Source organism: Arthrobacter sp. 001422645, assembly GCF_059816125.1.
Window position 1 is genome coordinate 140,550 of the sequence record NZ_JCBANT010000001.1, and the last position, 26,740, is coordinate 167,289.

Here is a 26,740-nt window from a genome sequence, read left to right on the forward strand (position 1 = left end):
CGTGGAAGAGTGAGAAGAAAACCAATCGAACTGGCAGCTGTGGCAACCGCGGCAGTCCCCGGACTGACCCCGACCGCCGTTAGCTCTGCGCCCGACGATCCGGCAGACTTCGACTCGGCCCTCCTCCTGGACTCCGAGGGCAAGCGCTGGCGAGTCCGCTCGCCGCGCCACGCCGAGGCCAGCGCCCGGCTGGAAACGGAATTCCTGGTGCTGCGGGCGTTCGTCCCCGGTATCCGGGCCGAGCTCCCGTTCCTCATGCCCACCGTTGCGGGCACCGTACGGCAGGGACCGCTGAGCACGTTTGTGTACTCCCACCTGGCCGGCTCCACCCGGTCCGTCGAGGACCTCGGCGCCGCATCCCCCGCCGTTGCCCGCGAGATCGGCGCGGCCCTCGCCGCCATCCACGACTTGCCCCACTCGCTGGTGAGCAACGCCGATCTGCCCAGCTACACGCCCAACGAGTTCCGCCAGCGCCGCCTCAACGAACTGGATCAGGCCGCGACCACCGGCAAGATTCCGCCGTTGCTGCTCCGCCGCTGGGAACACGCGCTTGAGGACGTCTCCCTGTGGCGTTTCAACCCCTGTGTGGTCCATGGGGATCTCCACGAGGACAACCTGCTGGTCGACGGCGACCGTGTCACGGCCGTGACCGGCTGGACCGATCTGCGTATCGGCGACCCTGCCGACGACATGGCCTGGCTCGTTGCGTCCAACGACCAGGACTTTGTGGATGCCGTGCTGGGGCACTACACCTCCTCCCGGCGCGACGTGCCCGACGCCCACCTACTGCGGCGTGCGGCGCTCTCGGCCGAATTCGCCCTGGCGCAGTACCTCGTCAAGGGCCTCGCCGCCGGGAACCAGGAGATGATCGACGAAGCCGAATCCATGCTCACCGTGCTCGCCGAGGACGTCGCGGAACACGGCGGGCAGCCAATCAGCGTGGAACCTCTCCCCCAGCCTGCGCCTGCCCCGGATCTTGGCGGGACCCCGTCCCGGGACAACGAACCACACAGTGCGCCGGATAAGGCACCGGACAGTACGCCGGTCCCGGCCGTCAGCAAGGTCACTCTGCTGGCCCCGGATGCGGTCTCCGGACTTGCCGCAGTTCCCACCAGCAGCGCGATGCCTGCCGTGCAGGTGACGCCGATCCCCGTCATCGAACCGGCAGCCGCCGACGGCGCCTCCAACGACGGCGCCTCCAACGACGGTCCTTCCAGGGACAGTGCCGAGGAGACCTCGACCCAATCCATCGCCGTTGTCCAGGAAAACAGTGCAGTCCAGGCGAGCAGCGCTGTTCCGGAAAACAGTGCAGTTCAGGAAGACAGCCCTGCCCCAGCAGACGGCCCAGTCCAAGCAGACAGCGCACTCCAAGCAGACGGCGCAGTCCATGCCGAGGCAGCGTCCTCGGCGGACGGCACGGCCCCGACGGACGCTGAGGACACCTCGACCACCGCTCTCACGGTGGTCGAGGCGAAGTCCCGCTAGCCCTTTCCCAGGGCCGCGGCCACGATCTGCTCGAGCCGCTCCGCTGAGCCCAAGTCGTGCGGCCGGACCACCTGGTTGTCAGCCACGTAGTAGAACGCCGCCCGGACCTGATCGATGGGGACGTCCTTCAACCGGGCCCAGGCCAGCCGGTAGACGGCCAGCTGGACCGCCTTGGTCTTCAGCTGGGCCGCCGACGGACGGCGGCCGGTCTTCCAGTCCACCAGGTCCCAGCCGCCGTCGGCATCGCGGAAGACGGCGTCGATCCGGCCGCGGACCACCACGTCACCGATCCGGGTCTCCACCGGCACCTCGACGTGGGCCGGCGCACGGTTGGCCCACTCGGACTGCCGGAAGGTCTCCACCATGGTGTCCAGGCCGTAGGTTTCGTCAATGTAGTCGTCGGAGCCCGCCGCGTCGCCGAGGTCCAGCATGCCGGCGGCGCCGAAGTACTCCTCCACCCAGGCGTGGAAGGCCGTCCCCTTCCGGGCGGACATCCCCGGTTCCCGCGGCACCGGACGCCGCAGCCGGGCAACAACGGAGCCGGCGTCGTCCTCGAGGTCCACCAGGGTGGACGCGGAAATGTGGCCCGGCAGGTGCACATCCTGTACCAGGGTCCGGCGCGAGCGGCGTTCCAGAAGGGTCGCGGCTTCGAGCGCCCAGCCGCCGGCCGGCCCGCGCAGCGGGTGGCGCCGTCCAGGCTCCGTGCCGCCCGCACTGGCAACGGCGTCCAGCAGCACCCCGGAGTCCAAGGAGTCCAGCACCCGGTCCGCCGCGGACTGCATCGCTGCCCGCCGGCCCGGAACCAGCCGCATCCGCGCGCCCGTGCGCGGATCGGTGGGCCCTTCGAGCGGGTCATACGGCCACCCCGCAACCTCCAGTTCCGATGTCAGCGGGCTCTCCGCCGGCAGCGATTCCTCGCTGACGGACAGCGGGTGGATCGAAGCGGTGGCGTCGGCGGCGAGCACTTCGAGTTCGGCCAGGAAAGGCGACATGCCCGCCATTCCGGCCCGGGAACCCACCCAGGCGGCGCTGGAAACCCAGAGCACGTGTTTGGCCCGGGTGTAGGCCACGTACGCCAGCCGCCGTTCCTCGGCCTCGCCGTGGACCTGCACGGCGGACTTGAATTCCTTCTCGGCGTCAAGCCAGCCTTTCTGGTCCGGGTGTTCAACGTCCCACTGCGGCAGGTCCGCGCGGTCCCCGCGCAGCGGCCAGGGCAACGCGGCGCTGCCGCTGCTCCAGCGCGAATCCCGGCTGCTGGGGAAGGCCCCGGCGTTGAGCCCGGGCACAAAAACAACATCCCATTCCAGGCCCTTGGAGGCGTGGACGGTCAGCAGCTGCACCGCTTCGTGGTTGACTTCCGGCGCGGCGGCGTCGAGGCCGTTCTCTTCGGCGGCCGCGGCCTCCAGCCAGGCCAGGAAGGCGAGCACATCGACGCGCTGGGACGTGTACAGGAACCCGGCGGCGGCGTCCTGGAAGGCGTCCAGGTTGCGGCGGGCCTGGTGGATGCTGATCCCGGGCCGTGCGGCCACTTCGATGTCAAGGAGCATGGCCCGCTCCACCTCGCCCAGGAGCGTTGTAAGGTCGTCTCCCATGTAGCCGCGCAGCTGCCGGAGCTCCGCCGAGAGCCGGTGGAGCCGTTCCAGCGCCTCGGGGCTGAGCTGGCGGCCGTGCGCGGACGTCCAGCCCTCGCGCGGGAGCCAGTCGAGGGCCTCGACGAGGCTGGCGGCGTCCGTGAGGTCGCCCTCGATCACGGGAGCCTCGGCCCCGCCGTCGTCGGCATCGTCATCCATGGTTCCCGGCCGGCCGCGGCGCCGGGCGAGGAAGCTGGACCAGTCCCGCAGGGCCATCAGGTCCGCGGCGCCAAGCCGCCAGCGCGCCCCGGCGAGCAGGCGCATCAGCGAATCCGAGCGGCCCGGATCGGCCAGCACCCGGAGGGTCGCGACGAGGTCGACTATCTCCGGGGTGTCCAGGAGCCCGCCGAGGCCGACGATCTCATACGGAATCCCGCGCACCTCGAATTCCCGCCGGATGCATTCCATCTGGGCGCGCCGGCGGCACAGCACCGCCATGGCGGGAGGCTCAGGCTCCGCCGCCGACCCGTCAAAGTCAGTCACCCGGAACTTCAACACGTCGCCCGCTATCGCAGCGGCTTCGTCCTCGTCGGTGCCAAAGCGCCCCATCACCACACGGCCCTGGACCGCGGCCGGGCTGGGTTGCAGCGGCGGAACCTCGACGCTCCCGGCCGTGTCCCGCTCGCCGGCCGGTCCCGTTTGGGCTGCGGCCTGGCTGAGGGGTGCGGAGATGGCGTTGGCGGCGGCAAGGATGTTCCGGCCGTTGCGCCACGCCGTGGTGAGGTACGACGTCGGCGCCACGGCGAAGCGGGCAGTGTTGCCGGCGTCGGCATCGCCGTCTCCGGCGGTGCCCAGATCGGGCAGCCGGACCGGGAACTCGCGGACGAAATGGAAGAGCTGGCCGGCGGAGGCGCCGCGGAACCCGTAGATGGACTGGTTCGGATCCCCGACGGCAGTGACGGCGTGACCGTCGCCGAACAGCCGGGAGAAGAGGACCAGCTGGGCGTGCGAGGTGTCCTGGAACTCGTCCAGCAGCACCACCTTGTACTTCTGGCGTTCGGTTTCCGAGGCCACCGGGATCTCGTTGGCGACGCGGGCGGCGAGGGCCACGAGGTCGCCGAAGTCCAGGGCGCCGCGGGCGCGTTTGGCGTCCGTGTAGCGCCCCACCATGTCCGCGACGCTGGCCCGGGTGCGCAACATTCCGCTGAGCTCGGCCGCGGCCTGGCTGGGGTTCTTCTTGGCCGTGGCGACGTAGGGCAGCGACTCGAACTCGGCCACCCGGTCCAGCAGCCAGCCGCGGACCCCGGACGGGTCCTGGAGATGTTCAGCGCACTCGCCGGCGAGCTGGATGACGGCCTTGACCAGGGTGGACTTGGCGGAGCGGAAGTGTTCGTATTCGCCGTCGAACGCTTCCACAACCTCGCTCGCGAGCTGGAAGGACTGCGCGCCGCCGAGCAGCACGACGTCCCGTTCCACGCCGAGCCGGAGGCCATAGTCGGACACGATCCCGCTGGCGTAGGAGTGGTACGTGGAGACCTTGGGTTCGAGTGCGTCGGTGCTGAGCAGCCCGGCGGGGAACACCTGGTTCTGGGTGTCGGCCGCGGCAATGCGCTGCAGCGCGGCCAGCTTGGCGCGGATACGGGTGGCCAGTTCCCCGGCGGCTTTCCGGGTGAAGGTCACACCAAGCACTTCCTCCGGCCGGACCCAGCCGTTGGCGACGAGCCACACCACGCGGTCAGCCATGGTGGCCGTCTTGCCTGAGCCGGCGCCGGCAATGACCAGCCGGGGCGACAGGGGCGAGGAAATAATGTGCGATTGTTCGGCTGTGGGGCTGTTCTTCTCCCCCAGCATGGCGGAGAGCTCCTCGGGGGTGAACCGCGCAGCCGGAAGGGCTGCGGGCACAGCGGCGGACACACCGCCGGGAAGAGTCGGTTCGGCGCTCATTCGGTGACCTGCTTTCCCCGCACGCACAGCGGACAGACTTCGGGAAGGCGGCAGCCGTGGCCCCCGTGGCCGCCCTTGGACGGATCGTGGCGGGCCTCGAACGTGTTCCCGGACATGACCCGGGCGGCGTCGCCGACCATGTCCAGGGCCCAGTTCTCCGCCGGGTCCAGCGGCGGCTGGGCCTGGATGCCCGGGCTCTTGGTGGTGGTGCCGAGCTGGGCCAGGACAGCACCGCCGGGCAGCGGTGGCGGTCCGTCATCGGGCCCGGCAAAGCCGCCGGCCAGCACGGCCGCCTGGTAGGCGCCCAGCTGCGGGTGCCGGTCGAGATCGGCTTTACCCGGCTGCCGCTTACCGGTCTTGAGGTCCACGACCACCAGCCGGCCCTCGGCGTCGATCTCCAGCCGGTCGACCTGGCCCCGCAGCACCGCCGGACGGGGCGGCCAGGACCCGTTGTCGGAGTCAGCTCCGGTGTCAGCGCCGCTGTTTCCGGCCGGGACAACGTCGGGAAGTTTCACTTCGAAGTCCTGTTCGACGCCCACCAGGGACCGGCCCTCGCTGCGCATCACCAGCACGTACTGGGCGAGCTTCCGGACCATGGTTTCGGCGCGCTGGAAGTCCAGCTTGCCTTCCCAGTTGTCCTTCATCCCGAGAGCGGGCCAGCGGCGGACCAGCTCGGCCACGTATTCGGATCCGGAGGCATCCGGCAGGTCCTGCGCGATGGCGTGGACCAGCGTGCCCAGGCTGCGGGCGAAGTCGGTGGCTGCCTCTCCGCCTGCAGCCTGGACAAACCAGTCCAGCGGCGATTTCTGCACGGTTTCCACTTTCGACGGCGAGACGTAGACGGTGCCGCCCGGAGGGACGACGGGATCCTCGGTGGACAGCGGCGCAAGGCCCCACCAACTCGCGGGGTGCGCGCCGGGCACGGGCGGTTCGGCGGCGGCCAAGGCTCCGAGCACGGTGCTGGCTTCCACGGCCTCGGGGGTTCCGGCGTCGAGCTGGGCGTACTGGCGGAGCTCGGCGACAAGTGCGCGCAGGGTGAGCGGACGCTCCACCGGCGTGAACCCGCGCCGGTCCCGGCCAGGGCCCAGCGGCGACACGTAGTCCAGGAATGAGGAGGGCTGTTCGTCCTCCGAGGACACGGCGGTGCAGATCAGCACCTGCTGTGCCCGTGATACGGCGGTGGAGAAGCTGCGCAGTTCGTCATAGCGGATTTCGCGCAGCCGGCTGAGGGGATCCAGCTGCAGGGCGTAGTCCACGCCGTGCTCGACGGCGTCGGCGTACAGCGTGCTGCCGAGCAGTTCGCCGCGGAGCCTGGTGTTGGGCCACACGCCTTCCTGCAGGCCCGGGACGATGACCACGGGCCACTCCCGGCCGGCGGCGCTGGCCGGTGTCATGAGCTCCACGGCGTCCTCCAGCTGGGCGCGTGCAGCCAGGGTGTCCATCGGGAGTTCCTGGCTGAGCAGGTACTCGAGGAACTGTTCCGGCCCGGAACCGGGCAGCTGGTCCACGAAGCGCTCGGCGGTGTGGAAGAGCGCCATCATGGCATCGAGGTCCCGGTCCGCCCGGGCCCCGGCCGCTCCCCCGGCGAGCGCGGCCTCGGTCCAGCGTGCGGCGAGGCCGGTGGAGTTCCAAAGCGCCCACAGTACCGTTTCGGCGTTGCCGCCGGGAGCCTGGGCCGCGTCCCGGCCGGCGTGGATCATCCGGGCAATCCGGCGCGCGGAGTGCCCCTCGATGCCCAGGCTTGCCAGCGCGCCCGGTTCCAGCAGCGCCTCGACGAGGAGTACGTCGCTGGTCCGGCCTCCGCCGCCCAAAAGCTCCTCGCGGCGCAGGGACTGGCGCAGGCGCCGCAGCTCGATCGCGGTGGCTCCGCCGATCCGCGAGGTCAGCAGCGTCACGGCGGCCTCGGGACTCAACACGTCAGGGTCCAGGGCCACGGCATAGGCATCCAGCAGGGGCCGGACGGCGACCTCGTCCCGGACGGCGGATTCAGCCACGGGGATCCGGACGGGGATGCCCTGGCCGGCGAGGTAACGCTGCAGCTGGCTGAGCTGGCTGCCGTTGCGCACGATCACGGCGATGTCCCCGAGATCGCGGCCGTCGTTGAGCTGGGCCTCCAGGATCCGCTGTGCCACATAGCGCAGTTCGTGCACGGGAGACGGCAGCAGGTGCGCCTCCACCGTGCCGCCCGCTGCGCCGTTGGCGGTGCTGTTGGCACGGCCCGCGACACCAGGCTGCGCAGGCTGCGGTGCAGGTTGCGCTTCAGGCAGTTGCGCAGGCTGCAGTGCAGCCGGCTGTTCGAGCCGCCGCGCCGACTGCCCGCCGGCGCGGCGGGAGATCCGTCCGGCCACGGAGAGCCAGGCGTCCGCGACTGCCGGGGTGTGGCGGTGCGCGGTCCAGAGCGGCCGTTCGAGGACGCCGCCGCCGGCGGGGGCGAGCAGCCGGGGAAGTTCGGCGACGAGGTCCGGGCGGGCGCCGCGGAAGCCCTGGACCACGGTGTCCGGCGATGAGGTGATGAGGACATCCTTGCCCGCGGCGATATCCGCGAGCAGCTCGAACACGGCGGGGTTGGCTTCCTGCATGTCGTCCACCAGGACCAGTTGGAGCCTGTCGCGTTCGGCGGCCAGGAAGTCCGGTTCGTCCTGGAAGATCTGCCGGGCCGCGGTGATGATGCCGGCCGGGTCAAAGGATTCGGGCATGCGCAGGTCCAGCACGTCGCGGTACTCGGCATACAGTGCCGCGGCAGCGACCCAGTCCGGCCGGTTGCAGCGGCGGGCGAGGACCACGAGGTCCCCGGCGGTCCGCCCGGATTCGATGATCCGGTCAAAGAGCTGGCGGACTTCCTGCCGGAAACCGCGGGTCTGCAGGGCCGCGCCGAGGTCCTCCGGCCACGGCAGTTCAAGTCCGGGCTGTGTGTGCCCTTCGAGCAGTTCCTTGATGATCAGGTCCTGCTCGGGGCCGGACAGGAGTTTGGGCGGGCGCGGCAGCGGCAGGATGCCTTCGGCTTTGGCGCGCCGGATCAGGTCGAAGGCGTACGACGCCCAGGTGCGGGCCGGCGTCGTGCTCAGGCTGCGGTCCAACCGCGCGGTGAAGCGGTCCCGGAGCGAGTCGGCGGCGAGTCGTCCGGGGGCGAGGATGAGCATCCGCTCCGGATCGAGTCCGTCGCGCTGCGCGCGGCGGACGGCGGCTTCCACGAGCACTGTCGATTTCCCGGTCCCCGGCGCTCCAGGGATGAGGACGGGACCGGAGCCGTGCGGGACGTCGACGGCGGCGAGCTGGTCCGCCGACAGTGCGGGAACGGCGCTGTGCAGCTTCCGGGGCGGCAGCAGCCGCAGCGCGGAACCGGAGGTGCCGGAGGTGCCAGGACGGGCAGCCCGCGGTCCGCCCTGTGCAGGCGAGCTGGGCGTGGACTGAGACGGTGCGGGCTGAGCTGGTGCGGGCTTTTCTGGTACGGCCGGGACGGAGTCAGGGTTCTGGCTGGGGATGCTCACACAGTCATTTCATCATCGGGGGCCGACAGTTTATGTAAGGAGCGCTCCAGCCGCTCGGCAACCGCGTCGATCCGGTCGAACTCACCGTCGCTCGGTGCCCAGCGGGCGGCCATCAGGTCCACCCGCCAGCGCCCCTCGCCCGTGCGGAGGTATTCGGTGTAGCTCCCCAGCAGCGGAGTTTCTTCCACAAGGTACTGGGCAAGGGCCTCGCGCTCGTGTCCCGGGGGCGCGTCTCCGCTGGCCTTCAGGACCCGCCACCAGGGCACGGAGCTGCCGTGGTGGCTCATGACGGAACCGACCTGCCGGGGACCGCCGGAGCCGAGGAGTTCGGCGACGTCTCCGTACGCCACCGCCGAGCCTGCGGGGATCAGGGCCACCACGTCCAGGACCGCCTCCACATACTCCATCCGCATGACACAAGCCTAGCGTCCGGAGGACGCTGGGCGGCCGGCTGCGGCCCCGCCGCCGCCCGGTTCGGCCGCTGCGGATGCGGGCGGGGTGGCGGCGCATTAGCGTCGGTGGCAGCAGGTAGCGTTGAAGCATGAGCACCTGGAACACCCTCCCCCGCGCAGCCTTCGACCTTGAAACCACCGGCCGGAACTCCCGCGCCGCCCGGATCGTCACGGCGTCCATCACCGTCGTGGACTCCGACGGCGGGATCGTCAAGGAGCACGAATGGCTCGCCGATCCGGGGGTCGAAATCCCGACGGAGGCCAGTGACATCCATGGCGTCACCACCGAGCGGGCCCGCAGCGAAGGCCGCCCCGCCGCGGACGTGACCAGGGAGGTCGCCGCGGTTCTCCAGGAGCTTTTCGACACCGGTGTGCCGGTCATCGCCTTCAATGCCAGCTACGACTTCACCGTGCTCGCCGCCGAATCGGCCCGCTACGGCGTGCCGCAGCTGACCCGCTTCCCCGTGCTGGATCCGTACATCATGAACAAGCAGGTGGACCGCTACCGCAAGGGCAAGCGCACTCTCACGGCACTGTGCGAGGAATACGGGGTGGACCTGGACAATGCCCACACCTCGGCCGCCGACGCCCTGGCCACCCTGCGTATGCTGGACGCCATGGCCGGGAAGTTCCCCAAGCTGCGGATGCCGGCCAGCCATCTGCACCAGCTCCAGATCGAATGGGCCTCCGCCCAGGCCTCCGATTTCCAGAGCTACCTGCGCAAGACCAAACCCGCCGCCGTCATTGAAGGCGACTGGCCCGTGCTGCCGCCCGAGGACGCGAGCCGCGGAGACTTCTAACGGGGACTGCCGCCGCACAAGGGGTTGGGATGGAGATCACAGTCCGCCCCGGCACCGCCCTGACCTGAAACTCCCGGCGGGGATTCCGCGGACCGGAGAACCATGGCCGCGCCGCCCGGGCGGCCGGAGGATATCTCGAATTTTCAGCATCGATCGTCCCTTTGTGACGAACTAAATGCGCAGGTGGATGCCAAATGGCACCCCTGACATAATTTAGTTCAGAACCTGGCGTGTGTTATGCCGCGCCCAACCCCAACCGCCAAGGGATAGATGATCACAGTTACCGACCTTCGCAAGGTCTACCAGCAGGGCAAGAAAGAAGTGGTGGCCCTCGACGGCGTCACTCTTTCGGTACCAAAAGGGTCCATTCACGGCATCATCGGCCATTCGGGTGCCGGTAAGTCGACCCTTGTGCGCTGCCTGACCCTGCTGGACCGTCCCACCTCCGGTTCCGTCAGCATTGACGGAACCGAGCTCAGCTCCGTCAAGGACTCGGAGATCCGTGCGGCGCGGCGGCGTATCGGCATGGTCTTCCAGCACGCGAACCTGATGGACTCCCGGACCGCGGCCGGCAACGTCGCGCATCCGCTGGAACTTGTGAAAACACCGAAGGACCAAATCCGGAACCGGGTCGCGGAGCTCCTGAAGCTCGTGGGACTCGAAGGGTTTGAGAACGCCTACCCGTCGCAGCTTTCCGGCGGCCAGCGCCAGCGTGTCGGCATCGCCCGGGCCCTGGCCTCGGATCCGGACGTGCTCCTGTGTGACGAGCCCACCTCTGCCCTGGACCCGGCCACCACGGACGAAATCCTGGACCTGATCCAGGACCTCACCAAGCGCCTGCAACTCACCGTGCTGATCATCACGCACGAAATGAACGTCGTGAAGCGGGTCTGCGAATCCGTGTCATTGCTCTCCGGCGGCCGCATCATCGAACACGGCGCCCTGCGGGACGTCGCGGCCGATCTGGACAGCAAGCTGGCCAAGGCGCTGCTGCCGCTGCCGCCGTCCGAGTCCCTGCCGGGTGCCCTGCAGCGCGGGCCGGTGCTGGAGATTCTCTTCTCCGGCGACAGCGCCAAGGAACCCGTCCTCACCGGGGTCGCCCGGCATTTCGACATTGACATCAACGTCCTGGCCGGCAGCGTCGAGACCCTCGGCGGCCAGCAGTTCGGCCACCTGCGTGTTCAGCTGGCGGAAACCGCGGACGCGGACGCCGTGCTGGCCTACCTGCACGAGCGTGGCATCGGCGCAAAGCGTGCGGCCTCCGCCGCAGCCCAGGACCCCGACAACGCCGGCTCCGCCCTTCCGGCTTCTGTCCTCGCCACCGGGGACCAGGGAGGTATCTCATGAACGACATCTTCAGTAATCCCGTGCTGGCCAAAGCCCTGCCCGAAGCCATAATCGAAACACTTCAGATGGTGGGGATTTCGTCTTTCTTCACCGTGCTGATCGGCCTGCCGCTGGGCGTGTTCCTGCACGTCTCCGCCCCGGGCGGGCTGCGCCCGATGCCGGTCACCAACCGGATCCTCAGCGATGTGATCGTCAACATCACCCGTTCCATCCCCTTCGCCATCCTGATGGTGGCGCTCATTCCGTTGGCCCGCGCCTTGACCGGCACCAGCCTCGGCCCGGTCGCCGCCTCCGTGTCTCTCTCGATCGGCACCATCCCGTTCTTCGCCCGGCTGGTGGAAAACTGCCTGCGCGATGTGCACCACGGCAAGATCGACGCCGCCCAGGTGATGGGGTCCACGAAGATGCAGGTCATCAACAAGGTGATGCTGCGCGAATCACTTCCCGCCCTCGTCGCGGCGGCCACCACCACGGTGGTCACCCTCGTGGGGTTCTCCGCGATGGCAGGTCTGGTCGGCGGCGGCGGCCTCGGCAAGCTCGCCTACAACTACGGCTTCCAGCGCTTCGACGTCACGGTCATGCTCGTCACCATCGTGCTGATCATCGTCCTGGTCCAGGTCATCCAGCTGGTGGGCGAGCGGATCTCCCGCCGCCTCGACCACCGCTGACGCCTCCTGGTTCCAGCGGCCACTGACACCGGCAGCCCGGCCCTACCCCAACCGGCCTGCCGCTCCCAGCACCACCACTCCTGCAGCGGGTAGCCGCCCTCTGCATCTGCGCGGACCACGGCGCCGACGTCGTGAATCCAGCTATTTCGAAAGGAACGCATCCAATGCGTAAGTCACTCACCCTCCTGGCCACCGGCATTGTCACTGCCCTGGCGCTGACGGCTTGCGGTGGTTCGTCCACCCCCAGCGCCCAGGTCACTGCCCTGGATCCGGCCAAGCCTTCCACGCTCTCGGTCGGCGCCAGCCCCGTGCCGCAGGCGAAGATCCTCGAGTTCATCAACCAGGACCTTGCCCCCAAGGCCGGCCTGAAGCTGGACATCAAGGAAATCGAGGATTACCAGACGCCCAACACCGCACTGAGCGACGGCTCCCTGGACGCCAACTACTACCAGCACCTTCCCTGGTACGAAGATCAGGTCAAGACCAAGGGCTACAAGTTCGGGCACGGCGAAGGCGTTCACATCGAGCCCTACGCCGCGTTCTCCGAGAAGGTCAAGGACATCCAGGACATCCAGGACGGCGCCAAGGTGGCCATCACGAATGACCCGTCCAACCAGGTCCGCGCCCTCAAGGTCCTCCAGGTCGCCGGTTTGGTCAAGGACATCAAGGATGACACCTCCGTGATCACGCTGAGCGACGAGCAGAACCCGAAGAAGCTCAAGTTCTCGGAGAACCAGCCGGAACTGCTGATCAACGACCTCAAGGACCCGTCCGTTGACCTCGCCCTGATCAACGGCAACTTCATCCTCAAGGCCGGCCTGAGCACCAAGGACGCCCTCGCGGTGGAGTCCGTGGAGAACAACCCCTACGCGAACTTCCTGGCCTGGCGCGAGGACTCCAAGGACGATGTGCGCATCAAGAAGCTGGACGAGCTCCTGCACTCCCCCGAGGTCAAGGCCTTCATCGAGAAGGAATGGCCCAACGGTGATGTGACCGTGGCTTTCTAGCCCCGGTGGATTGACCGCTTAACTACTCAGGGCACCCGCCGCGGCGGGTGCCCTGAGTAGTTAACGACGACGCCGGAACGGGCGCGTAGCTTCTGCCGCCTCGGCAGCTAGGCCGTCGCGGAGGCCGCGGCTTTGGCGGCGGCGGGCAACGCGTCGAAGATCCGGTTCATCGCCGCGTCGTCGTGGGCGGCGGACAGGAACCAGGCTTCGAAGACCGACGGTGGCAGGTACACCCCGGAGTCCAGCATGGAGTGGAAGAACGGCGCGTAGCGGAAGACTTCCTGGCCCTGGGCGTCGTCGTAGTTGTGCACGCCGCGGGCCGAGGTGCCGAACGCCACGGAGAACAGGTTCCCCGCCCGCTGGATGGAGTGGTCCACCCCGGCCGCCTCCAGTGCCGTAGACAGGGCCGCGGAGAGCTCCAGCGAGCGGGCATCCACGAACGAATACACCTCGGGGGTGGCGTGGGTCAGGGTCGCGACGCCGGCGGCCATCGCCACCGGGTTGCCGGACAGCGTGCCGGCCTGGTACACCGGGCCCAGCGGAGCGAGGTAGTCCATGACCTCCGCGCGGCCGGCGAGGGCCGCCGTCGGCATGCCGCCGCCAATCACCTTGCCGAAGGTCAGCAGGTCCGGCGCCCACGGGTCGGCCGCGCCGGCCGCCCCGCCGGTGAGGCCCCAGTAGCCGGAATAGCCCGTCCGGAAACCCGTGAGGACCTCGTCAAGGATCAGCAGGGCACCGTGCTCCCGGGTAATGCGGGACAGGCCCGCGTTGAAGCCCTCGCCCGGGGTGACGACACCCATGTTGGCCGGGGCCGCCTCGGTGATGACGGCGGCGATGTTGTCGCCGTGCTTGGCGAAGGCGGCCTCGACGGCGGCGAGGTCGTTGTAGGGCAGAACGAGGGTTTCGGCGGCGGTGGCGGCCGTGACGCCGGCCGAGCCCGGCAGCGCCAGGGTGGCCAATCCGGATCCCGCTGCGGCGAGGAGCCCGTCCAGGTGGCCGTGGTAGCAGCCTGCAAACTTGATGATGAGGTTCCGGCCGGTGAAGCCGCGGGCCAGCCGGACGGCGGTCATGGTGGCCTCGGTGCCGGTGGAGACCATCCGGACGCGTTCGGCTGCGGGGACGCGCTCCTGGACGATTGCCGCGAGGTTGGCCTCATCCGGGGTGGATGCCCCGAAGGACAGTCCGCGGTCGACGGCGGCATGGACGGCGGCGAGGACCGCGGGGTGGGCATGTCCCAGCAGCGCCGGGCCCCAGGAGCAGACCAGGTCGACGTACTCGGCGCCGTCGGCGTCGGTCAGGTACGGACCCTTGGCGGAGACCATAAAACGCGGTGTCCCGCCGACGGAGCCGAACGCGCGGACCGGGGAGTTGACGCCGCCCGGCATCAGCTGGCGGGCGCGGTCGAAGAGTTCCTCGTTGCGAGGATGGCTGGAAGTCATGGTTCCTATTCTTTCAGGTTCAGTTCAGGCCAGTTCAGTCCAGGCCGGTTCAGTTCAGTTCGGTGGTGGGCGCCGCGGCCAGCAGGCTGGCCACGCGGGGCGCCACTTCGGTGCCAAACAGTTCGATCGAGCGCATCATGGCCGGGTGCGGCAGGGTGCCGTTGCTGTATTTGAGGTCAAAGCGATCCACGCCCAGGTTCTTCTTCAGCAGTGCAATTTTTGCGGCCACGGTCTCCGGCGATCCGACATAGAGGGCTCCTTCGGGGGTGCACATGGCATCAAACTCGGCCCGGTTGCCTGGGCCCCAGCCCCGCTCCGCGCCAATTCGGTTACGCATCGCGATCCAGTGCGGGAAGAACTCCTCCCGTGCTTCCTCGTCGGTAGCGGCGATGTGGCCGGGCGAATGCGTGGCCATCTGCTGCATCGGTTGCCCGTATTTGACCATGGCCTCGCGGTAGAGGTTCGCCAGCGGCGCGAACGACCGCGGCTGGCCGCCAATGATGGCGAAGATGATCGGATAGCCGTATTCTGCGCAGCGCAGCACGGATTCGGGGGTGCCGCCGACGCCGATCCAGGTGGGCAGCAGGTGGTGTTCCAGAGGCGGATAGACGCTGAGGCCGTTGATGGCCGGGCGGGTGCGCCCTTCCCAGTGGATGGGCTGCTGGGCGCGGGCCTTGTCAAAGAGTTCCAGTTTCTCCTCGAACAGGACCTCGTAGTCCGCCAGGTCGAGGCCGAACAGCGGGAAGGACTCGATGAAGGAACCGCGGCCCAGCATGACCTCGGCGCGGCCGTTGGAGATGGCATCGACGGTGGAGAACCGCTGGAAAACCCGGATGGGGTCATCAGAGCTCAGGACCGTGACGGCCGAGCCGAGCCGGATGTGTTTGGTGCGGGCAGCCGCCGCGGCGAGGAAGACTTCCGGGGCCGAGACGGCGAAGTCACGGCGGTGGTGCTCCCCCACGGCGAAGGCGTGCAGGCCGACCTCGTCCGCGAGCTCGGCCTGTTCCAGGAGCTGCCGCAGGACCTGGGCGTGCGGGACGGGGTGCCCGTCGGGGAAGACGCCGACGTCACCGAAGGTGTTCAGTCCCAGGAGGATGCGTCCCGGGCCCACGGGGGCTGTGGGGTTCGCGCCGGATGCCGGGTCAGGGGCTGTTGCAGCGCTCATCAGGACTCCTTCAGCCAGCCGGCGAGTTCGCTGGCCCAGTAGGTCAGGACCATGTTGGCCCCGGCCCGTTTGATGCCCAGCACGGATTCGGTGATTGCGGCCCGCCGGTCGATCCAGCCGTTGGCGGCGGCGGCCTCGATCATCGAGTACTCACCGGAGATCTGATACGCGGCGACCGGGACGGGGCTCATGGCGGCGACGTCGGCCAGGATATCGAGGTAGCTCATGGCGGGTTTCACCATGACCATGTCGGCGCCTTCGGCCAGGTCCAGGTCCACCTCGAGGATGGCTTCCCGGCGGTTGGCGGCGTCCATCTGGTAAGTGCGGCGGTCGCCGGTCAGCTGCGAGTCGACGGCCTCGCGGAACGGGCCGTAGAACGCCGAGGCATACTTCGCGGCGTAGGCGACCACGGCGGTGGTGGCGTGCCCGGCTTCCTCGAGGGCCTGCCGGATGACGGCAACCTGGCCGTCCATCATGCCGGACGGGCCCAGGACGTGGGCGCCGGCGTCGGCCTGCGCGACGGCCATCTGGCCGTAGATCTCCAGCGTAGCGTCGTTGTCCACGTAGCCGTTGGCGTCGAGGACGCCGCAGTGGCCGTGGTCGGTGAATTCGTCGAGGCACACATCGCTCATGATCACGAGCTCGTCGCCAACTTCGGCGCGGACGTCCCGGATGGCTTTGTTCAGCACACCGTCAGGGTCCAGGGAGGCGGTGCCGCGCGCATCCCGGACGGCGGGGATGCCAAAGAGCATGATGCCGCCGACGCCGAGCTGCACGGCGTCGGCCGCGGCGCGCTTCAGCGTGTCCGTGGTGTGCTGCTGCACGCCGGGCATCGAGGCGATGGGATGCGGCTCGGTCAGGCCTTCGCGGATGAACGCGGGCAGGATGAGTTCCGAGGCCGACAGGCGGTGTTCGGCCGTCAGCCGCCGCATGGCGGGGGTGGTGCGGAGCCGGCGGGGGCGGTGGGTCGGGAAGCTCATATGGTGTCCTTTGCTGGGGGCTCGGCGACTGGCTGACGGGGTGGGGACGGCTGGCTGGCCAGCGCCCGGATGACGGCGGCCACCAGGCCGGAGGCGGTAGGTTCTTCGGCCGTGGAGGCGACGCTGAGGCCGAGTGACTGCGCCTCGGCGGCGGTGGAACGTCCGATTGCGACGAAGCGGCAGCCGCCCAGCGGGGCGAGGTCCTCGTGGATGCGCCGGGCTGCACTCGGGGAAGCGGCGACGACGGCGTCCAGCCGGCCGGCGCCGATTTCGGCTTTGGCCTGGCCCGGCGTGAGAACGGCGGCCGTGTTGTCCCCTTGCGCTGGGGACTCCTGCGGCGCTGCCGGGTGGCACGCGGCCAGGCTGCGGCCCGGGTCGGCCGGATAATCCACAGTGCGGTACGCAGTCACGGCCTGGACGAAGGCACCCCGGGCCTCCAGCCCGCGGCGGAGCCGGGGGTCGGCGATGTCCGCCTGGGGCAGCAGCACGCTGCCCTGGTGCTCGGGCCAGATGTCGATGAGCCCCGCGCCGGACTGCTGCCCGGTCGGGGCGAGGTCGACGGCGACTCCGCGGGATTCCAGGAAACGGCGGGTCGCGGGTCCGATCGTGGCGACGAGGAGGCTGCCGGGAAGCCAGCCGCTGAGGGTGGTGCCCCGCTCGGCGGCCTTGGCCTCCAGCGCCTGCACGGTGGTCACGCTGCTGACCACCAGCCAGGTATAGGCACCGGCGCCGAGGGCGTCGAAGGCCACATCCAGGGAGTGCTGGTCGCTGGCGAGCTCGAAATCGATGAGCGGCAGCAGCAGGGGTTCGGCGCCGACGTCGCGCAGGGCTGTGACCAGCTCCGCCGCACGGTCCGGGCTGCGGGCCACAAGGACCCGGGCGCCGGCCGGAGCCGTCACGTTCCGGGCACGGTCGTCTCGGGCCTCGGAGTTTCGGGCACTGTGCCGTCCCATGAACTGATGTATTCCGCGGTTCAGGAAGCGGCCAGGTCCGCGATGTCGGCGGCGCCCCGGGCCAGCAGGACTTCGGCGAGCTCTATCCCCAGCAGGGTTGCCCCCACTTCGGTGAGTCCGTCCGTGGCCTTTTTGTCCCGGACAGTGGCTGTTCCGTCGACGGCACAGACCACGGCCTCGAGGTGCAGCAGGCTGCCGCGGCGGTAGGCGTAGGCGCCCACCGGGGCGGCGCAGCCGGCCTCCAGCCGGGCCAGGAGCGCCCGCTCCGCGGTGACGGCGAGCCGGGTGTCGGGATCATCGAGGGCGGCGAGGGCCTGCGCCAGCACACCCTGTGAGCCTTCGGTGGATCCCGCCTTGCGGGGCGCATCGGCGGAACGGCACTCGATCGCGAGCGAACCCTGCCCGGCGGCGGGCAGCATAACGTCGGTTTCCAGGTACTCGCTGACCGCGTCGAGCCGGCCGATCCGGTGCAGTCCGGCAGCGGCGAGCACCACGGCGTCGAGATCGCAGCTCTTGCCCTCCACCACGGCGTCGGTGGTGTTGCCCGGCAGCCCGGGGACGCGGCCGAGCCGGGTGTCCACGTTGCCGCGGATGTCACGGATGTCCAGGTCCGGGCGGGCGGCCCGCAGCTGGGCTGCGCGCCGCGGGGAACCCGTGCCCACCGTGGCGCCGTCGGGCAGGTCGGCAAGCTTGAGTCCGTCGCGGGCGCAGAGCACGTCCCGCACGTCGACGCGCTTGGGCGTCGCTGCCAGCGTCAGTCCAAGCGCCGGACCGGTGGGCAGGTCCTTGAGCGAGTGGACGGCCACGTCGCACACGTCCTGCAGCAGGGCATCGCGCAAGGCAGCGACAAAAACGCCGGTGCCGCCCATCTGGGACAGCGAACCGGTGAGGACGTCGCCGTCGGTGCGGATGTGGACCAGCTCGACCGGGAAGCCGCCGACGGCGGCCAGCTGGTCGGCGGTCTGCTGGGTCTGGGTCAGTGCCAGTTTGCTGGCGCGGGTTCCGATCCGGACGGTCACAGTGCGTCCTGACCTGCCGCCGGAGCGGACGTGCCGGCAGCGGTGGCGGCCGCCGGGTAGGGATCGTGGCCCGTCCCGACGGTGGTGTCGGCTCCGGCGATGGTGGGCTTTTCGCCGCGGAAGTTGGCGCAACATCCCGGGCGGCAGACGTCGTACCAAGGACCGAGTCCGGTCAGGTGCGGACGGTCAGCGATGTTGTTGGCGGCGGTCCGCTCGCAGATCAGGTCCACGATGCCGCCGACGAACTTCCGGTGCGTCCCGGGGGTGGGGACCCGGCTCGCGGCAAGGCCCAGGTTGGCGCAGGTTTCCAGGGCCTCGGTGTCGAGGTCCCAGACAACTTCCATGTGGTCGCTGACGAAACCGAGCGGCACGATCACGATGCCCTTGACGCCCTGGCCCGCGAGTTCCTCGATGGCGTCGTTGATGTCCGGTTCCAGCCACGGCACGTGCGGGGCGCCGGAGCGGGACTGGTACACGAGGGACCAGGGGGCGGTGTCGCCGGTCTCGGCCTCCACCCGCCGGATGACCTCGGTGCCGGTGGCGAGGTGCTGGGCGACGTAGGCGGAGTCTTCCGCGAACTGGCGGGGCTCGCCCTCGGAGCGGCCGGCGGCTTCGGCGTCGCGGGTCGGGATGGAGTGCGTCGCGAACAGGATGTGCACCGGCGCCTTCGGGGTGCCGTCCGCGGCCAGCTTGGCGCGGACGTCGGCGAGGCCGGCGGCGGTGCCTTCGATGAACGGCTCCACGAAGCCGGGGTGGTCGAAGTACTGGCGGACCTTGTCGACCTCGAGTTTTCCGTCCAGGCCGGTCTCGGTCAGCGCGATGCCGATGTCCTCGCGGTACTGGCGGCAGCTGGAGTAGCAGGAGTAGGCGCTGGTAGTGATCATCAGGACCTTGCGGTGCCCGGCGTCGTAGATGTCCTGAAGGGTCTGCGGGATGTACGGGGCCCAGTTGCGGTTTCCCCAGAACACCGGCAGCGCGATCCCGCGGGCGGCCAGCTCTGCCTCGATGCCGGCCTTCAGCTCCCGGTTCTGCTGGTTGATCGGGCTGATGCCGCCGTTGGCGCGGTAGTGGTGCGAAACCTCTTCGAGCCGCTCATCCGGGATGCCGCGGCCCCGGGTGACGTTGCGCAGGAACGGAATGACGTCGTCCTGGCCTTCGGGCCCGCCGAAGGAGGCGAGGAGCACGGCGTCATAGTCCTTGGCGGCCATCCGGCCGGCTTCGGTCACCTCGTTGACAGCCGTGACGGCTGTGGCACTTCCCTGGGGATCGAGCGGGCTCATGACAGGACCTCGGCAATCTCGGCGGCGCTCACCCGGCGGCCGGTGTAGAAGGGGATTTCCTCGCGGACGTGGTGGCGGGCTTCGGTGGCGCGCAGGTGGCGCATCAGGTCCACGAGGTCCACAAGGTCGGGGGCCTCCAGGCCGAGGATCCATTCCCAGTCGCCGAGGGCGAACGAGGACACCGTGTTGGAGATGACCTGGGGGAAATCCCGGCCCAGGAGTCCGTGGTCGCGGAGCATCGCCCCGCGCTCGGCGTCGGGCAGCAAGTACCACTCGTAGGAGCGCACGAAGGGGTACACGCAGAGCCACTCTGCCGGTTCGACGCCTCGGGAGAAAGCGGGGGTGTGGTTCTTGGCGAACTCGGCCTCCCGGTGCACGCCCATGGCGGACCAGGCGAGCTCTGTGCCGGTGAACAGCTTGCTGCGGCGGATGTCCCGGACGGCCCGCTGAAGGGCCTCGGGCTGCGGGCCGTGCAGCCAGATCATGATGTCCGCATCTGCGCGCATCGCCGATACGTCGTAGCTGCCGCGGTGGACCACGCCAGCCTCGGCCAGCCGCGCAATAAGAGCGTCGAACTCTTCGGCGGCATCGCCGCTGCGAAGGACGTCGGCGGAGCGCTTGAAAACGGTCCAGAGCGTGAAGAACTGCTCGGCTGATTCTTCGCTTGCTGATTCAGTTTTAGTGACAGTTTCGGCAGAAGTGTGGCTCATGGTTACCAGTCTGCCCCTTCGCCTTGGCTAAGTCGAAATAAAGCACTTCTACAGCGTGTAGAAGTGCTTCATTTCACATTGGTTCGCATCAATTCACGTTCATGTGATGTTGGGCTCAGGATCCAGCCCGTCAGGCAGGGACTTTTCCGGCGCTCAGACGCGGCGCATCCGCAGGACCACGGCACCGGCGACGACGGACAGTGCCACGAGTCCGATACCCAGGCCCAGCAAGGGGGACGGTCCGCCGGACTGACGCGTTGAGGTGGCCTCCATCGACGTGCTGCCCGAGCGCGGGTCAGCCGACGCCGTGGCGGAGCCACCCGTGGCCGTCGGCGACGCGGCGGCGGTAGACGGCGTTGCGGGGGCTGTGTTCGACGGCGCCGACCCGGCCGGGGATCCGGCCGGGTCTTCGGCGGCCGGGACTTCTGCGGCCGGCGCTTCGTTGACGGGCACTTCAGCGACGGGGTCCGCCGGAGCGGACTGCGCTGGCGGCTGGCCGGGGGCGGGCACCGCTGGCTGGGGTGCCGCGGGAGTGGTGGGCTGGGGTGCCGCAGGCGTGCTGGGCTGCGGAGTGAGAGTCGGAGTGGGAGCAGGAGATTGCCTCGGCGGGCGGCTCGGCTCCGGCTCGTCAGGGTCCTCCGAGGGCGAGGGCTGCGGGGAGGACGGCGAGGGCGTGGGGTCCTCTGAGTGGTCGAGCAGGCCATCCAAGACACCGTCGAGGTCGATGGACAGCAGGTCCGAACCGGCCGTAACCGAGGCAGAGACGCCCGTGGCGGCCTGTGCGGCGGGCGCGCCCGCGGACAGGGCCAGTACCACTCCCAGGGCTGCAGCTGCCGTCCCGCGGCGGAGTCCTGCAGGACGATCGGCCGGCGATTTTTGGACGTGGGAGACGTGGGACCTGTGCGTAACCATGGTCATCGAGCCTAGCCGCCGGAAGACGCGGGGAAAAATTTGCTGTTCCCCCGCTTTCCGGGTATCCAGAGCCCTGATTGGCGCCCGGTCCGGGCTCCCCGCGCCCGTCAGGACAGCAGCTGCCGGACCTGTTTCGGGGTGTCGGCGACGATCGCCGCGAGGCCGTTGCCGGACAGCCAGCCGCCCACCAGGGCCAGGGTGCCGTCCGCCGCGCAGATGCTCCGGACCTCCGCGACACGGCCCCTGTGGCCGAGGGAGGCGAAGGGCAGGGCCCCGCCCCAGCGTACGACGTCCCAGTCCACGATGTCGCGGGCCGTGACCGGAACGGACAGCAGGGTGGAAGCGTCCTTCAGGGCAGCTTCGAACAGCCCCGCGTCGGTGCGCGGCTCCGGGTGTGCCTGGACGCCATGCCGGGCGTCTCCGCGCCCGTAGGACAGCCGGACAACGTGGGTGCCGGGGCCGGCCTGATCGGCGAGCCAGCCCCATTTGGCGGTGGCGTGCGTGAGGGCCTTGGCCTGGATTCCCGGGCTCTGCGGCGCCACCAGGACCCCGGTGCCCCGCGGTCTGGCGTCGAGCTGAGGCAGGTCCACCACCAGGGTGACCAGGCTGACATCGGGCCCTGGCTCGGGACGCCGGCTGGCAAGGTCCGGCAGGGCGTCCGTGAGCAGCTCGACGGCGGCCGGGCCTTCCACGGCGACGACCAGCAGCCCGACGTCGTGGGCCGTGCCGCCGGCGGAGATCCGCCAGCCGTCCGCGGTGCGCATCACGGCGTCTGCCCGCGTCCCGCCGAGCAGTGTCACGTCTTCGCTGCGCAACTCGGCGAGCAGCGCGGAGATGAGGGTGTGCATCCCGCCGCGCAGTCCTGCGACGGCGGACCCCGCCTTCTGCAGTCCGGCGGACGGCGTTGGGGCAATGGCCCCTCCGCTGCGCTGGGTGCCGTTGCGTTGGGCGGCGACGGCGGCGGCGAGGGACCCGCGGGCCTTGATCCCGGCGCGGAGGCCCGGTGCCACCATGTCGATGTCGAGCACGTCCGGGTCCGCGGAGTGGACGCCGCCGACGACGGGTGCCACGAGCCGTTCCAGCACGCGCCGACCCATGCGGGCGCGCACCAGCGCCGAGACGCTGGTGGCCTCCGCTTTGGTGCCCAGCGAGGCGGGCAGCAGCTTGTCGAACGAGGCCCGGAGCGACCCCGCCAGGCCGAGGGAGCGGCGGACTTCCGGGTCCCAGGGATTGGCCGGAATGCCGAGAACCCCGGTGCGGGGCAGTTCACGCGGGCCGTCGGGCAATTGGACCCAGGCGCCGCCGGGGTTCGGCGCGACGATGCTCTCCGCGAGGCCCAGTTCGGCGGCGAGGTCCGCCACGGCGGAGGACCGGGTGGCGAAGGATTCCGCGCCGCTGTCCAGGGTCAAACCCGCCACCACATGGCTCCCGACGCAGCCACCCCACACATCGGAGGCCTCCAGGACCGTGGTCCGTACGCCGGCGCGGGCCAGCGTCCGCGCCGCGAGCAGGCCGGAGATACCGCCGCCCACCACCACGGCGGTCTGCACTGTTTCGACCGGCGTCCCGGCTGCGGCGCTCCCGGCTGCCTCCATGCCCCTACTCCGGGGAGATCGAGTGGATAAGCTCCACAACGCGCGTCAGCACGTCGGGGTCGGTGTCCGGCGGGACCCCGTGGCCGAGGTTCAGCACGTGTCCCGGAGCCGCGGCGCCGGCGGCAATCACGTCCCGGACGTGCGCTTCGAGGACCTCCCACGGCGCGGACAGCAGGGCCGGGTCGATGTTGCCCTGCAGCGGGACCGTGCCGCCCAGCCGGCGGTTGGCTTCGTCCAGCGGCAGCCGGTAGTCCACCCCGACGACGTCGACGCCGACGTCGCGCATTGCGACGAGCAATTCCGAGGTGCCGGTGCCGAAGTGGATCAGCGGGGCGCCGAGGTCCCGGACGTGGTCCAGGGCGCGGGTTGAGGCCGGAGCGACGAAACGCTGGTAGTCGGCGAGGCCGAGGGAGCCCGCCCAGGAGTCGAAGAGCTGGCCGGCGGAGGCGCCGGCTTCCAGCTGGGCGCGGAGGAACATGCCGGAGGCGTCGGCGGCCCAGTTTGCCAGCGCCGTCCAGGTCTCGGGGTCGGCGTGCATCATGGTGCGCGGGCCGAGGTGGTCGCGGGACGGCTTACCTTCCACCATGTACGCCGCGAGTGTGAACGGCGCGCCGGCGAAGCCGATCAGCGGAGTGTTGCCGAGCTGGGCCACAGTGCGCCGGACGGCTTCGCGGATGGGCTCGAGGGCTTCCCATGTCAGCTGGGGCAGGGCGGCGACATCAGCCGCGGTGCGGACCGGCTTCTCCAGCACGGGGCCGACGCCGGGGACGATGTCCACGCCGACTCCGGCCAGCTTGAGCGGGATGACGATGTCGGAAAAGAAGATGGCGGCGTCGACGTCGTGTCGGCGCACCGGCTGCAGGGTGATCTCGGAGGCAAGCTCGGGACGCAGGCAGGAATCCAGCATCGCGACCCCCTCGCGCACCTTGAGGTATTCGGGCAACGAACGCCCGGCCTGGCGCATGAACCATACGGGACGGCGGGACGGCTTGCCGCCGCGGTAGGCGGTGATCAGCGGGGAATCCGCGGTGCGGCCGTCCATCAGCGGGTGCCCGGCGTCAAGGCCGGAGATTTCGGGGGTTGCCGCAGTGCTAGGAGTCATGCCTTCGATTGTGCCGAAAATCAGGCCCAAAAGATAACGACAGCCTGTCACCGGCCCGGGCACCGGCCCGGCCGCGGCGGGGCGACGCCGGGGCGGTGGCGGGAATCACACCCCGGCGTGTGCGGTTACACGCCGGGCAGTTGTTCTACGCGGGTACGAAAAAGCTATGATTGTCCTGCTGTGGTTCTTTTTTCATTGGTGGCGACCCACGCCGACATCGACCTCGAGACCGTTGCTCAACTGAGCACCGGCGCTTCAGAGCTCGCCACATCCGCCCTCGCCGGATCGCCGGCCGTGGCGGGTGCCATTGTCCTTGCCACGTGCAACCGCTTCGAAATCTACGGGGAAGCACACCGCACCGAAGATGTAGACAACGCCCGGGCGGCCCTCATCGCCCAGCTGAGCGGTTCCACCGGACTCAACGAACAAGTCGTCGCGCGGTCCTTCAATACGCGCACGGGTGCGGACGTCACCCGGCACCTGTTCTCGGTCAGCTCGGGGCTTGACTCCGCCGTCGTCGGAGAACGCGAGATCGCCGGCCAGGTGCGCCGGGCCCTTATTACGGCCCAGCACGAGGGCACGGCCAGTTCCGGCCTCGTCCGGCTGTTCCAGGCGGCGTCCAAGACTGCCAAGGACGTCGGCGCCCAGACCGCTTTGGGCGCGCGCGGCCTGTCCGTCGTGTCTGTGGCCCTGGACCTCGCCACCGAGCTCTCCGAGGACCCCGACTGGTCCGCCAAGAAAGTCGTGGTCTTCGGCACCGGAGCCTACGCGGGCGCCACCATGTCGCTGCTGCGCGAACGCGGCTGCACGGACGTCTCCGTCTACTCCTCCTCCGGCCGCGCCGCCGGCTTCGTCGCCACCCGCGGCGGGACCGCGCTGGACGGCGAAACGCTTCCGGCCGCGGTCGCCGCCGCCGATGTCATGATCGGCTGCAGCGGTGCGGACACCCGCGTCGAGGCCGCGGAACTGGCCAAGGTCCGGGCGGGCTCGCCCCAGCCCCTGATCGCCATCGACCTCGCCCTCACCCACGACTTTGATCCTGCCGTCGGCGGACTCGACGGCGTCGAACTGCTCACGCTGGAATCCGTCCGCCTGGCCGCCCCGCAGGAACAGGCCGAATCGCTGGCCCAGGCCAACAGCATCGTGGCCGGTGCGGCCAGCGCCTTCGAGCAGGACCGCGAGGCCCGCTCGGTGGACTCGGCCATCGTCGCCCTCCGCCGGCACACCATGAACGTGCTGGACACGGAAATGGAAAAGGTCCGGGCCCGCCACGGCTGCACCGCCGCGGCCGAGGAAGTTGAGTTCGCGCTCCGCCGGATGGTCAAGCAGCTCTTGCACGTCCCCACGGTCCGGGCCCGTGAGCTCGCCGCCAACGGCCAGCAGGAAGACTACGTCGCCGCCCTGGAAGCGCTGTACGGCATTACGGTCGAACCGGCCGCGGAGCGTGCCACCGGCGCCGAGTGCCCCGTAGTCCACGATGCTGGTGTCCAGGGTGCCGGTGTTCCCGATGCCGGGCATGACACCCGCCGGCACTCTGCCTGAGCTGCTCGCCGCTCCCCCGCCCGGCTTAAGGTCAGGCTAACGGTCAGTAGACCGGCTTGTCCGGCTCCACATCCCGCACCCAGGCCAGGATTCCCCCGTCAAGGTGGCTGACGCGCTCATAGCCCGCAGCCCGGGCGGCGGCGAGGACGGCCGCGGACCGGGTCCCGGCCTTGCAGTGGAAGACGATGTCCGTGTCCTGCGGCAGCTCGTGCCACGCCTCGCCGGCGAGGATCCGGCCCTGCGGGATCAGGACGGCCCCGTCGATCCGGACGATCTCGTACTCCCCTGTTTCCCGCACATCGACCAGCTGGAAGTCCTTGAGACCGGCCGTGCGGGAGGCCAGCATCGTGGCCAGCTGCGTTGCCGTCACGGTATGCTCCGTGCCTGCGTCCGCGGCCGGGGTGATGCCGCAGAAGGCCTCATAGTCCGTCAATTCCGTGATCCGCTCCGCCTCGGGGTCCCGGGAGACCTTGATTTCGCGCCAGCTCCCGCCGAGTGCGTCGAACAGTGCCACCCGGCCCAGCAGGGAACGCCCGACGCCGGTGATCAGCTTGACGGCCTCCGTCACCATCAGCGAGCCCACGGCAGCGCAGAGCATCCCGAACACGCCGCCTTCACCGCAGGACGGAACGGAACCCGCGGGCGGCGCTTCCGGGTACAGATCACGGTACGTGGGGCCGTGCTGTTCCCAGAAGACGCTGACCTGCCCGTCGAACCGGAAGATCGAGCCCCAGACGTAGGGCTTGCCGAGGATCGCGGCGGCGTCGTTCACCAGATACCGCGTCGCGAAGTTGTCGGCGCCGTCGAGGATAAGGTCGTAGCCGGCGAACAGTTCCAGGGCGTTGCCGGCGTCGAGGCGGACGTTGTGCAGCCGGACCTCCACCAAGGGGTTCAGGGCGGCAATGGCGTCACGGGCGGACTCAATCTTGGGCCGGCCCACATCCGTGATGCCGTGGATCACCTGGCGCTGGAGATTGCTCAGGTCCACGGTGTCGTCGTCGACGATTCCCAGGGTGCCGACTCCGGCGGCGGCCAGGTACAACAGTGCGGGAGAGCCGAGGCCGCCGGCGCCGATGACGAGGACCTTGGCGTTTTTCAGGCGGCGCTGCCCGATTGCCCCGATTTCCGGGATGATGAGGTGCCGGGAGTAGCGTTCGACTTCTTCCGGACTCAAGCCGTCCGCGGGCTCCACCAGCGGTCCGGGCGCGGTTTCCGGGGTTGCGGGGGTTGCGGTGGGGGTGAACTTGGAAGCCATACTTCAATCTATGCCCGAAGATACCG

General features: G+C 69.7%; 20 protein-coding genes. 6 read left to right on the top strand and 14 right to left on the bottom strand.

Going from position 1 to position 26,740, the window contains the following annotated elements; translation table 11 throughout:
* Positions 1-9 precede the first annotated feature (9 nt).
* Entirely contained in the window at positions 10-1,485 is a 1,476-nt protein-coding gene (locus tag AC6EUH_RS00620; protein WP_499737524.1) for a macrolide 2'-phosphotransferase, read from the top strand.
* Here the strand turns inward: AC6EUH_RS00620 and AC6EUH_RS00625 are convergent.
* From AC6EUH_RS00625 to AC6EUH_RS00635, 3 genes are all read right to left on the bottom strand, one after another.
* Positions 1,482-5,000, bottom strand: coding sequence for an ATP-dependent helicase (locus AC6EUH_RS00625; protein WP_499737525.1), 3,519 nt, complete (start codon positions 4,998-5,000; stop codon positions 1,482-1,484). The genes AC6EUH_RS00620 and AC6EUH_RS00625 overlap by 4 nt on opposite strands.
* Positions 4,997-8,332, bottom strand: coding sequence for an ATP-dependent helicase (locus AC6EUH_RS00630; protein ID WP_499737791.1), 3,336 nt, complete (start codon positions 8,330-8,332; stop codon positions 4,997-4,999). The genes AC6EUH_RS00625 and AC6EUH_RS00630 overlap by 4 nt, the downstream gene beginning before the upstream one ends.
* 152 nt (positions 8,333-8,484) lie before the next feature.
* The gene (locus AC6EUH_RS00635) at positions 8,485-8,901 is read right to left on the bottom strand and encodes an MGMT family protein (RefSeq protein WP_056425729.1); all 417 of its coding nucleotides are present in this window, start codon (positions 8,899-8,901) and stop codon (positions 8,485-8,487) included.
* A gap of 128 nt (positions 8,902-9,029) precedes the next feature.
* Between AC6EUH_RS00635 and AC6EUH_RS00640 the strand changes: the two genes are divergently transcribed.
* The 4 genes from AC6EUH_RS00640 (at position 9,030) to AC6EUH_RS00655 (ending at position 12,762) form a co-directional block, all read left to right on the top strand.
* Entirely contained in the window at positions 9,030-9,740 is a 711-nt protein-coding gene (locus AC6EUH_RS00640; protein WP_056425725.1) for a 3'-5' exonuclease, read from the top strand.
* Positions 9,741-10,010: 270 nt separating this feature from the next.
* Positions 10,011-11,087, top strand: coding sequence for a methionine ABC transporter ATP-binding protein (locus tag AC6EUH_RS00645; RefSeq protein WP_499737526.1), 1,077 nt, complete (start codon positions 10,011-10,013; stop codon positions 11,085-11,087).
* Entirely contained in the window at positions 11,084-11,755 is a 672-nt protein-coding gene (locus tag AC6EUH_RS00650; RefSeq protein WP_056425718.1) for a methionine ABC transporter permease, read from the top strand. Before AC6EUH_RS00645 ends, AC6EUH_RS00650 begins: the two co-directional genes overlap by 4 nt.
* A 164-nt stretch (positions 11,756-11,919) precedes the next feature.
* Positions 11,920-12,762: a MetQ/NlpA family ABC transporter substrate-binding protein gene (locus tag AC6EUH_RS00655; protein WP_056425715.1), complete on the top strand. Its 843-nt coding sequence runs from the start codon at positions 11,920-11,922 to the stop codon at positions 12,760-12,762.
* 107 nt (positions 12,763-12,869) lie between these two features.
* On the opposite strand, the gene hemL is transcribed toward AC6EUH_RS00655, so the two are convergent.
* From hemL to hemE, 10 genes are all read right to left on the bottom strand, one after another.
* Complete coding sequence (gene hemL / locus AC6EUH_RS00660) at positions 12,870-14,201, bottom strand: glutamate-1-semialdehyde 2,1-aminomutase (protein WP_499737527.1); 1,332 nt, start codon at positions 14,199-14,201, stop codon at positions 12,870-12,872.
* 49 nt (positions 14,202-14,250) lie between these two features.
* Positions 14,251-15,366: an LLM class flavin-dependent oxidoreductase gene (locus AC6EUH_RS00665; protein ID WP_499737528.1), complete on the bottom strand. Its 1,116-nt coding sequence runs from the start codon at positions 15,364-15,366 to the stop codon at positions 14,251-14,253.
* Complete coding sequence (gene hemB / locus AC6EUH_RS00670) at positions 15,366-16,346, bottom strand: porphobilinogen synthase (RefSeq protein WP_056425706.1); 981 nt, start codon at positions 16,344-16,346, stop codon at positions 15,366-15,368. The genes AC6EUH_RS00665 and hemB overlap by 1 nt, the downstream gene beginning before the upstream one ends.
* Positions 16,343-17,299: a uroporphyrinogen-III synthase gene (locus AC6EUH_RS00675; protein WP_499737529.1), complete on the bottom strand. Its 957-nt coding sequence runs from the start codon at positions 17,297-17,299 to the stop codon at positions 16,343-16,345. The genes hemB and AC6EUH_RS00675 overlap by 4 nt, the downstream gene beginning before the upstream one ends.
* Before the next feature lie 20 nt (positions 17,300-17,319).
* Positions 17,320-18,318: a hydroxymethylbilane synthase gene (gene hemC, locus AC6EUH_RS00680; protein ID WP_499737530.1), complete on the bottom strand. Its 999-nt coding sequence runs from the start codon at positions 18,316-18,318 to the stop codon at positions 17,320-17,322.
* Positions 18,315-19,598, bottom strand: a complete 1,284-nt coding sequence (locus AC6EUH_RS00685) for a ferrochelatase (protein WP_056425701.1) — start codon at positions 19,596-19,598, stop codon at positions 18,315-18,317. The genes hemC and AC6EUH_RS00685 overlap by 4 nt, the downstream gene beginning before the upstream one ends.
* Positions 19,595-20,308, bottom strand: coding sequence for a hydrogen peroxide-dependent heme synthase (gene hemQ / locus AC6EUH_RS00690; RefSeq protein ID WP_056425698.1), 714 nt, complete (start codon positions 20,306-20,308; stop codon positions 19,595-19,597). The genes AC6EUH_RS00685 and hemQ overlap by 4 nt, the downstream gene beginning before the upstream one ends.
* Positions 20,309-20,461: 153 nt before the next feature.
* On the bottom strand, positions 20,462-21,220 hold the full coding sequence (locus tag AC6EUH_RS00695) for a hypothetical protein (RefSeq protein ID WP_499737531.1): 759 nt from the start codon (positions 21,218-21,220) through the stop codon (positions 20,462-20,464).
* 107 nt (positions 21,221-21,327) lie between these two features.
* On the bottom strand, positions 21,328-22,815 hold the full coding sequence (hemG, locus tag AC6EUH_RS00700) for a protoporphyrinogen oxidase (RefSeq protein WP_499737532.1): 1,488 nt from the start codon (positions 22,813-22,815) through the stop codon (positions 21,328-21,330).
* Positions 22,816-22,819: 4 nt separating this feature from the next.
* A complete protein-coding gene (hemE, locus tag AC6EUH_RS00705) occupies positions 22,820-23,917 on the bottom strand; it encodes a uroporphyrinogen decarboxylase (protein WP_056426624.1) in 1,098 nt (365 codons plus the stop codon).
* Between the two features lie 180 nt (positions 23,918-24,097).
* On the opposite strand from hemE, the gene AC6EUH_RS00710 reads away from it, so the two are divergent.
* On the top strand, positions 24,098-25,459 hold the full coding sequence (locus AC6EUH_RS00710; RefSeq protein WP_056425690.1) for a glutamyl-tRNA reductase: 1,362 nt from the start codon (positions 24,098-24,100) through the stop codon (positions 25,457-25,459).
* Between the two features lie 43 nt (positions 25,460-25,502).
* Here AC6EUH_RS00710 and moeB read toward each other — a convergent pair whose 3' ends face one another.
* Complete coding sequence (gene moeB / locus AC6EUH_RS00715) at positions 25,503-26,714, bottom strand: molybdopterin-synthase adenylyltransferase MoeB (protein WP_499737533.1); 1,212 nt, start codon at positions 26,712-26,714, stop codon at positions 25,503-25,505.
* Positions 26,715-26,740 lie beyond the last annotated feature (26 nt).

Excerpts from the sequence above, each read along its gene's own strand:
- hemG (WP_499737532.1), bottom strand. The coding sequence starts at position 22,815 with ATGGAGGCAGCCGGGAGCGCCGCAGCCGGGACGCCGGTCGAAACAGTG.
- AC6EUH_RS00685 (WP_056425701.1), bottom strand. The coding sequence starts at position 19,598 with ATGAGCCCGCTCGATCCCCAGGGAAGTGCCACAGCCGTCACGGCTGTC.
- hemL (WP_499737527.1), bottom strand. The coding sequence starts at position 14,201 with ATGACTTCCAGCCATCCTCGCAACGAGGAACTCTTCGACCGCGCCCGC.
- AC6EUH_RS00635 (WP_056425729.1), bottom strand. The coding sequence starts at position 8,901 with ATGCGGATGGAGTATGTGGAGGCGGTCCTGGACGTGGTGGCCCTGATC.
- hemQ (WP_056425698.1), bottom strand. The coding sequence starts at position 20,308 with ATGAGCCACACTTCTGCCGAAACTGTCACTAAAACTGAATCAGCAAGC.
- AC6EUH_RS00655 (WP_056425715.1), top strand. The coding sequence starts at position 11,920 with ATGCGTAAGTCACTCACCCTCCTGGCCACCGGCATTGTCACTGCCCTG.
- hemE (WP_056426624.1), bottom strand. The coding sequence starts at position 23,917 with ATGACTCCTAGCACTGCGGCAACCCCCGAAATCTCCGGCCTTGACGCC.
- moeB (WP_499737533.1), bottom strand. The coding sequence starts at position 26,714 with ATGGCTTCCAAGTTCACCCCCACCGCAACCCCCGCAACCCCGGAAACC.
- AC6EUH_RS00675 (WP_499737529.1), bottom strand. The coding sequence starts at position 17,299 with ATGGGACGGCACAGTGCCCGAAACTCCGAGGCCCGAGACGACCGTGCC.
- AC6EUH_RS00650 (WP_056425718.1), top strand. The coding sequence starts at position 11,084 with ATGAACGACATCTTCAGTAATCCCGTGCTGGCCAAAGCCCTGCCCGAA.
- AC6EUH_RS00640 (WP_056425725.1), top strand. The coding sequence starts at position 9,030 with ATGAGCACCTGGAACACCCTCCCCCGCGCAGCCTTCGACCTTGAAACC.
- AC6EUH_RS00625 (WP_499737525.1), bottom strand. The coding sequence starts at position 5,000 with ATGAGCGCCGAACCGACTCTTCCCGGCGGTGTGTCCGCCGCTGTGCCC.
- AC6EUH_RS00665 (WP_499737528.1), bottom strand. The coding sequence starts at position 15,366 with ATGAGCGCTGCAACAGCCCCTGACCCGGCATCCGGCGCGAACCCCACA.
- hemB (WP_056425706.1), bottom strand. The coding sequence starts at position 16,346 with ATGAGCTTCCCGACCCACCGCCCCCGCCGGCTCCGCACCACCCCCGCC.
- AC6EUH_RS00695 (WP_499737531.1), bottom strand. The coding sequence starts at position 21,220 with ATGGTTACGCACAGGTCCCACGTCTCCCACGTCCAAAAATCGCCGGCC.
- AC6EUH_RS00645 (WP_499737526.1), top strand. The coding sequence starts at position 10,011 with ATGATCACAGTTACCGACCTTCGCAAGGTCTACCAGCAGGGCAAGAAA.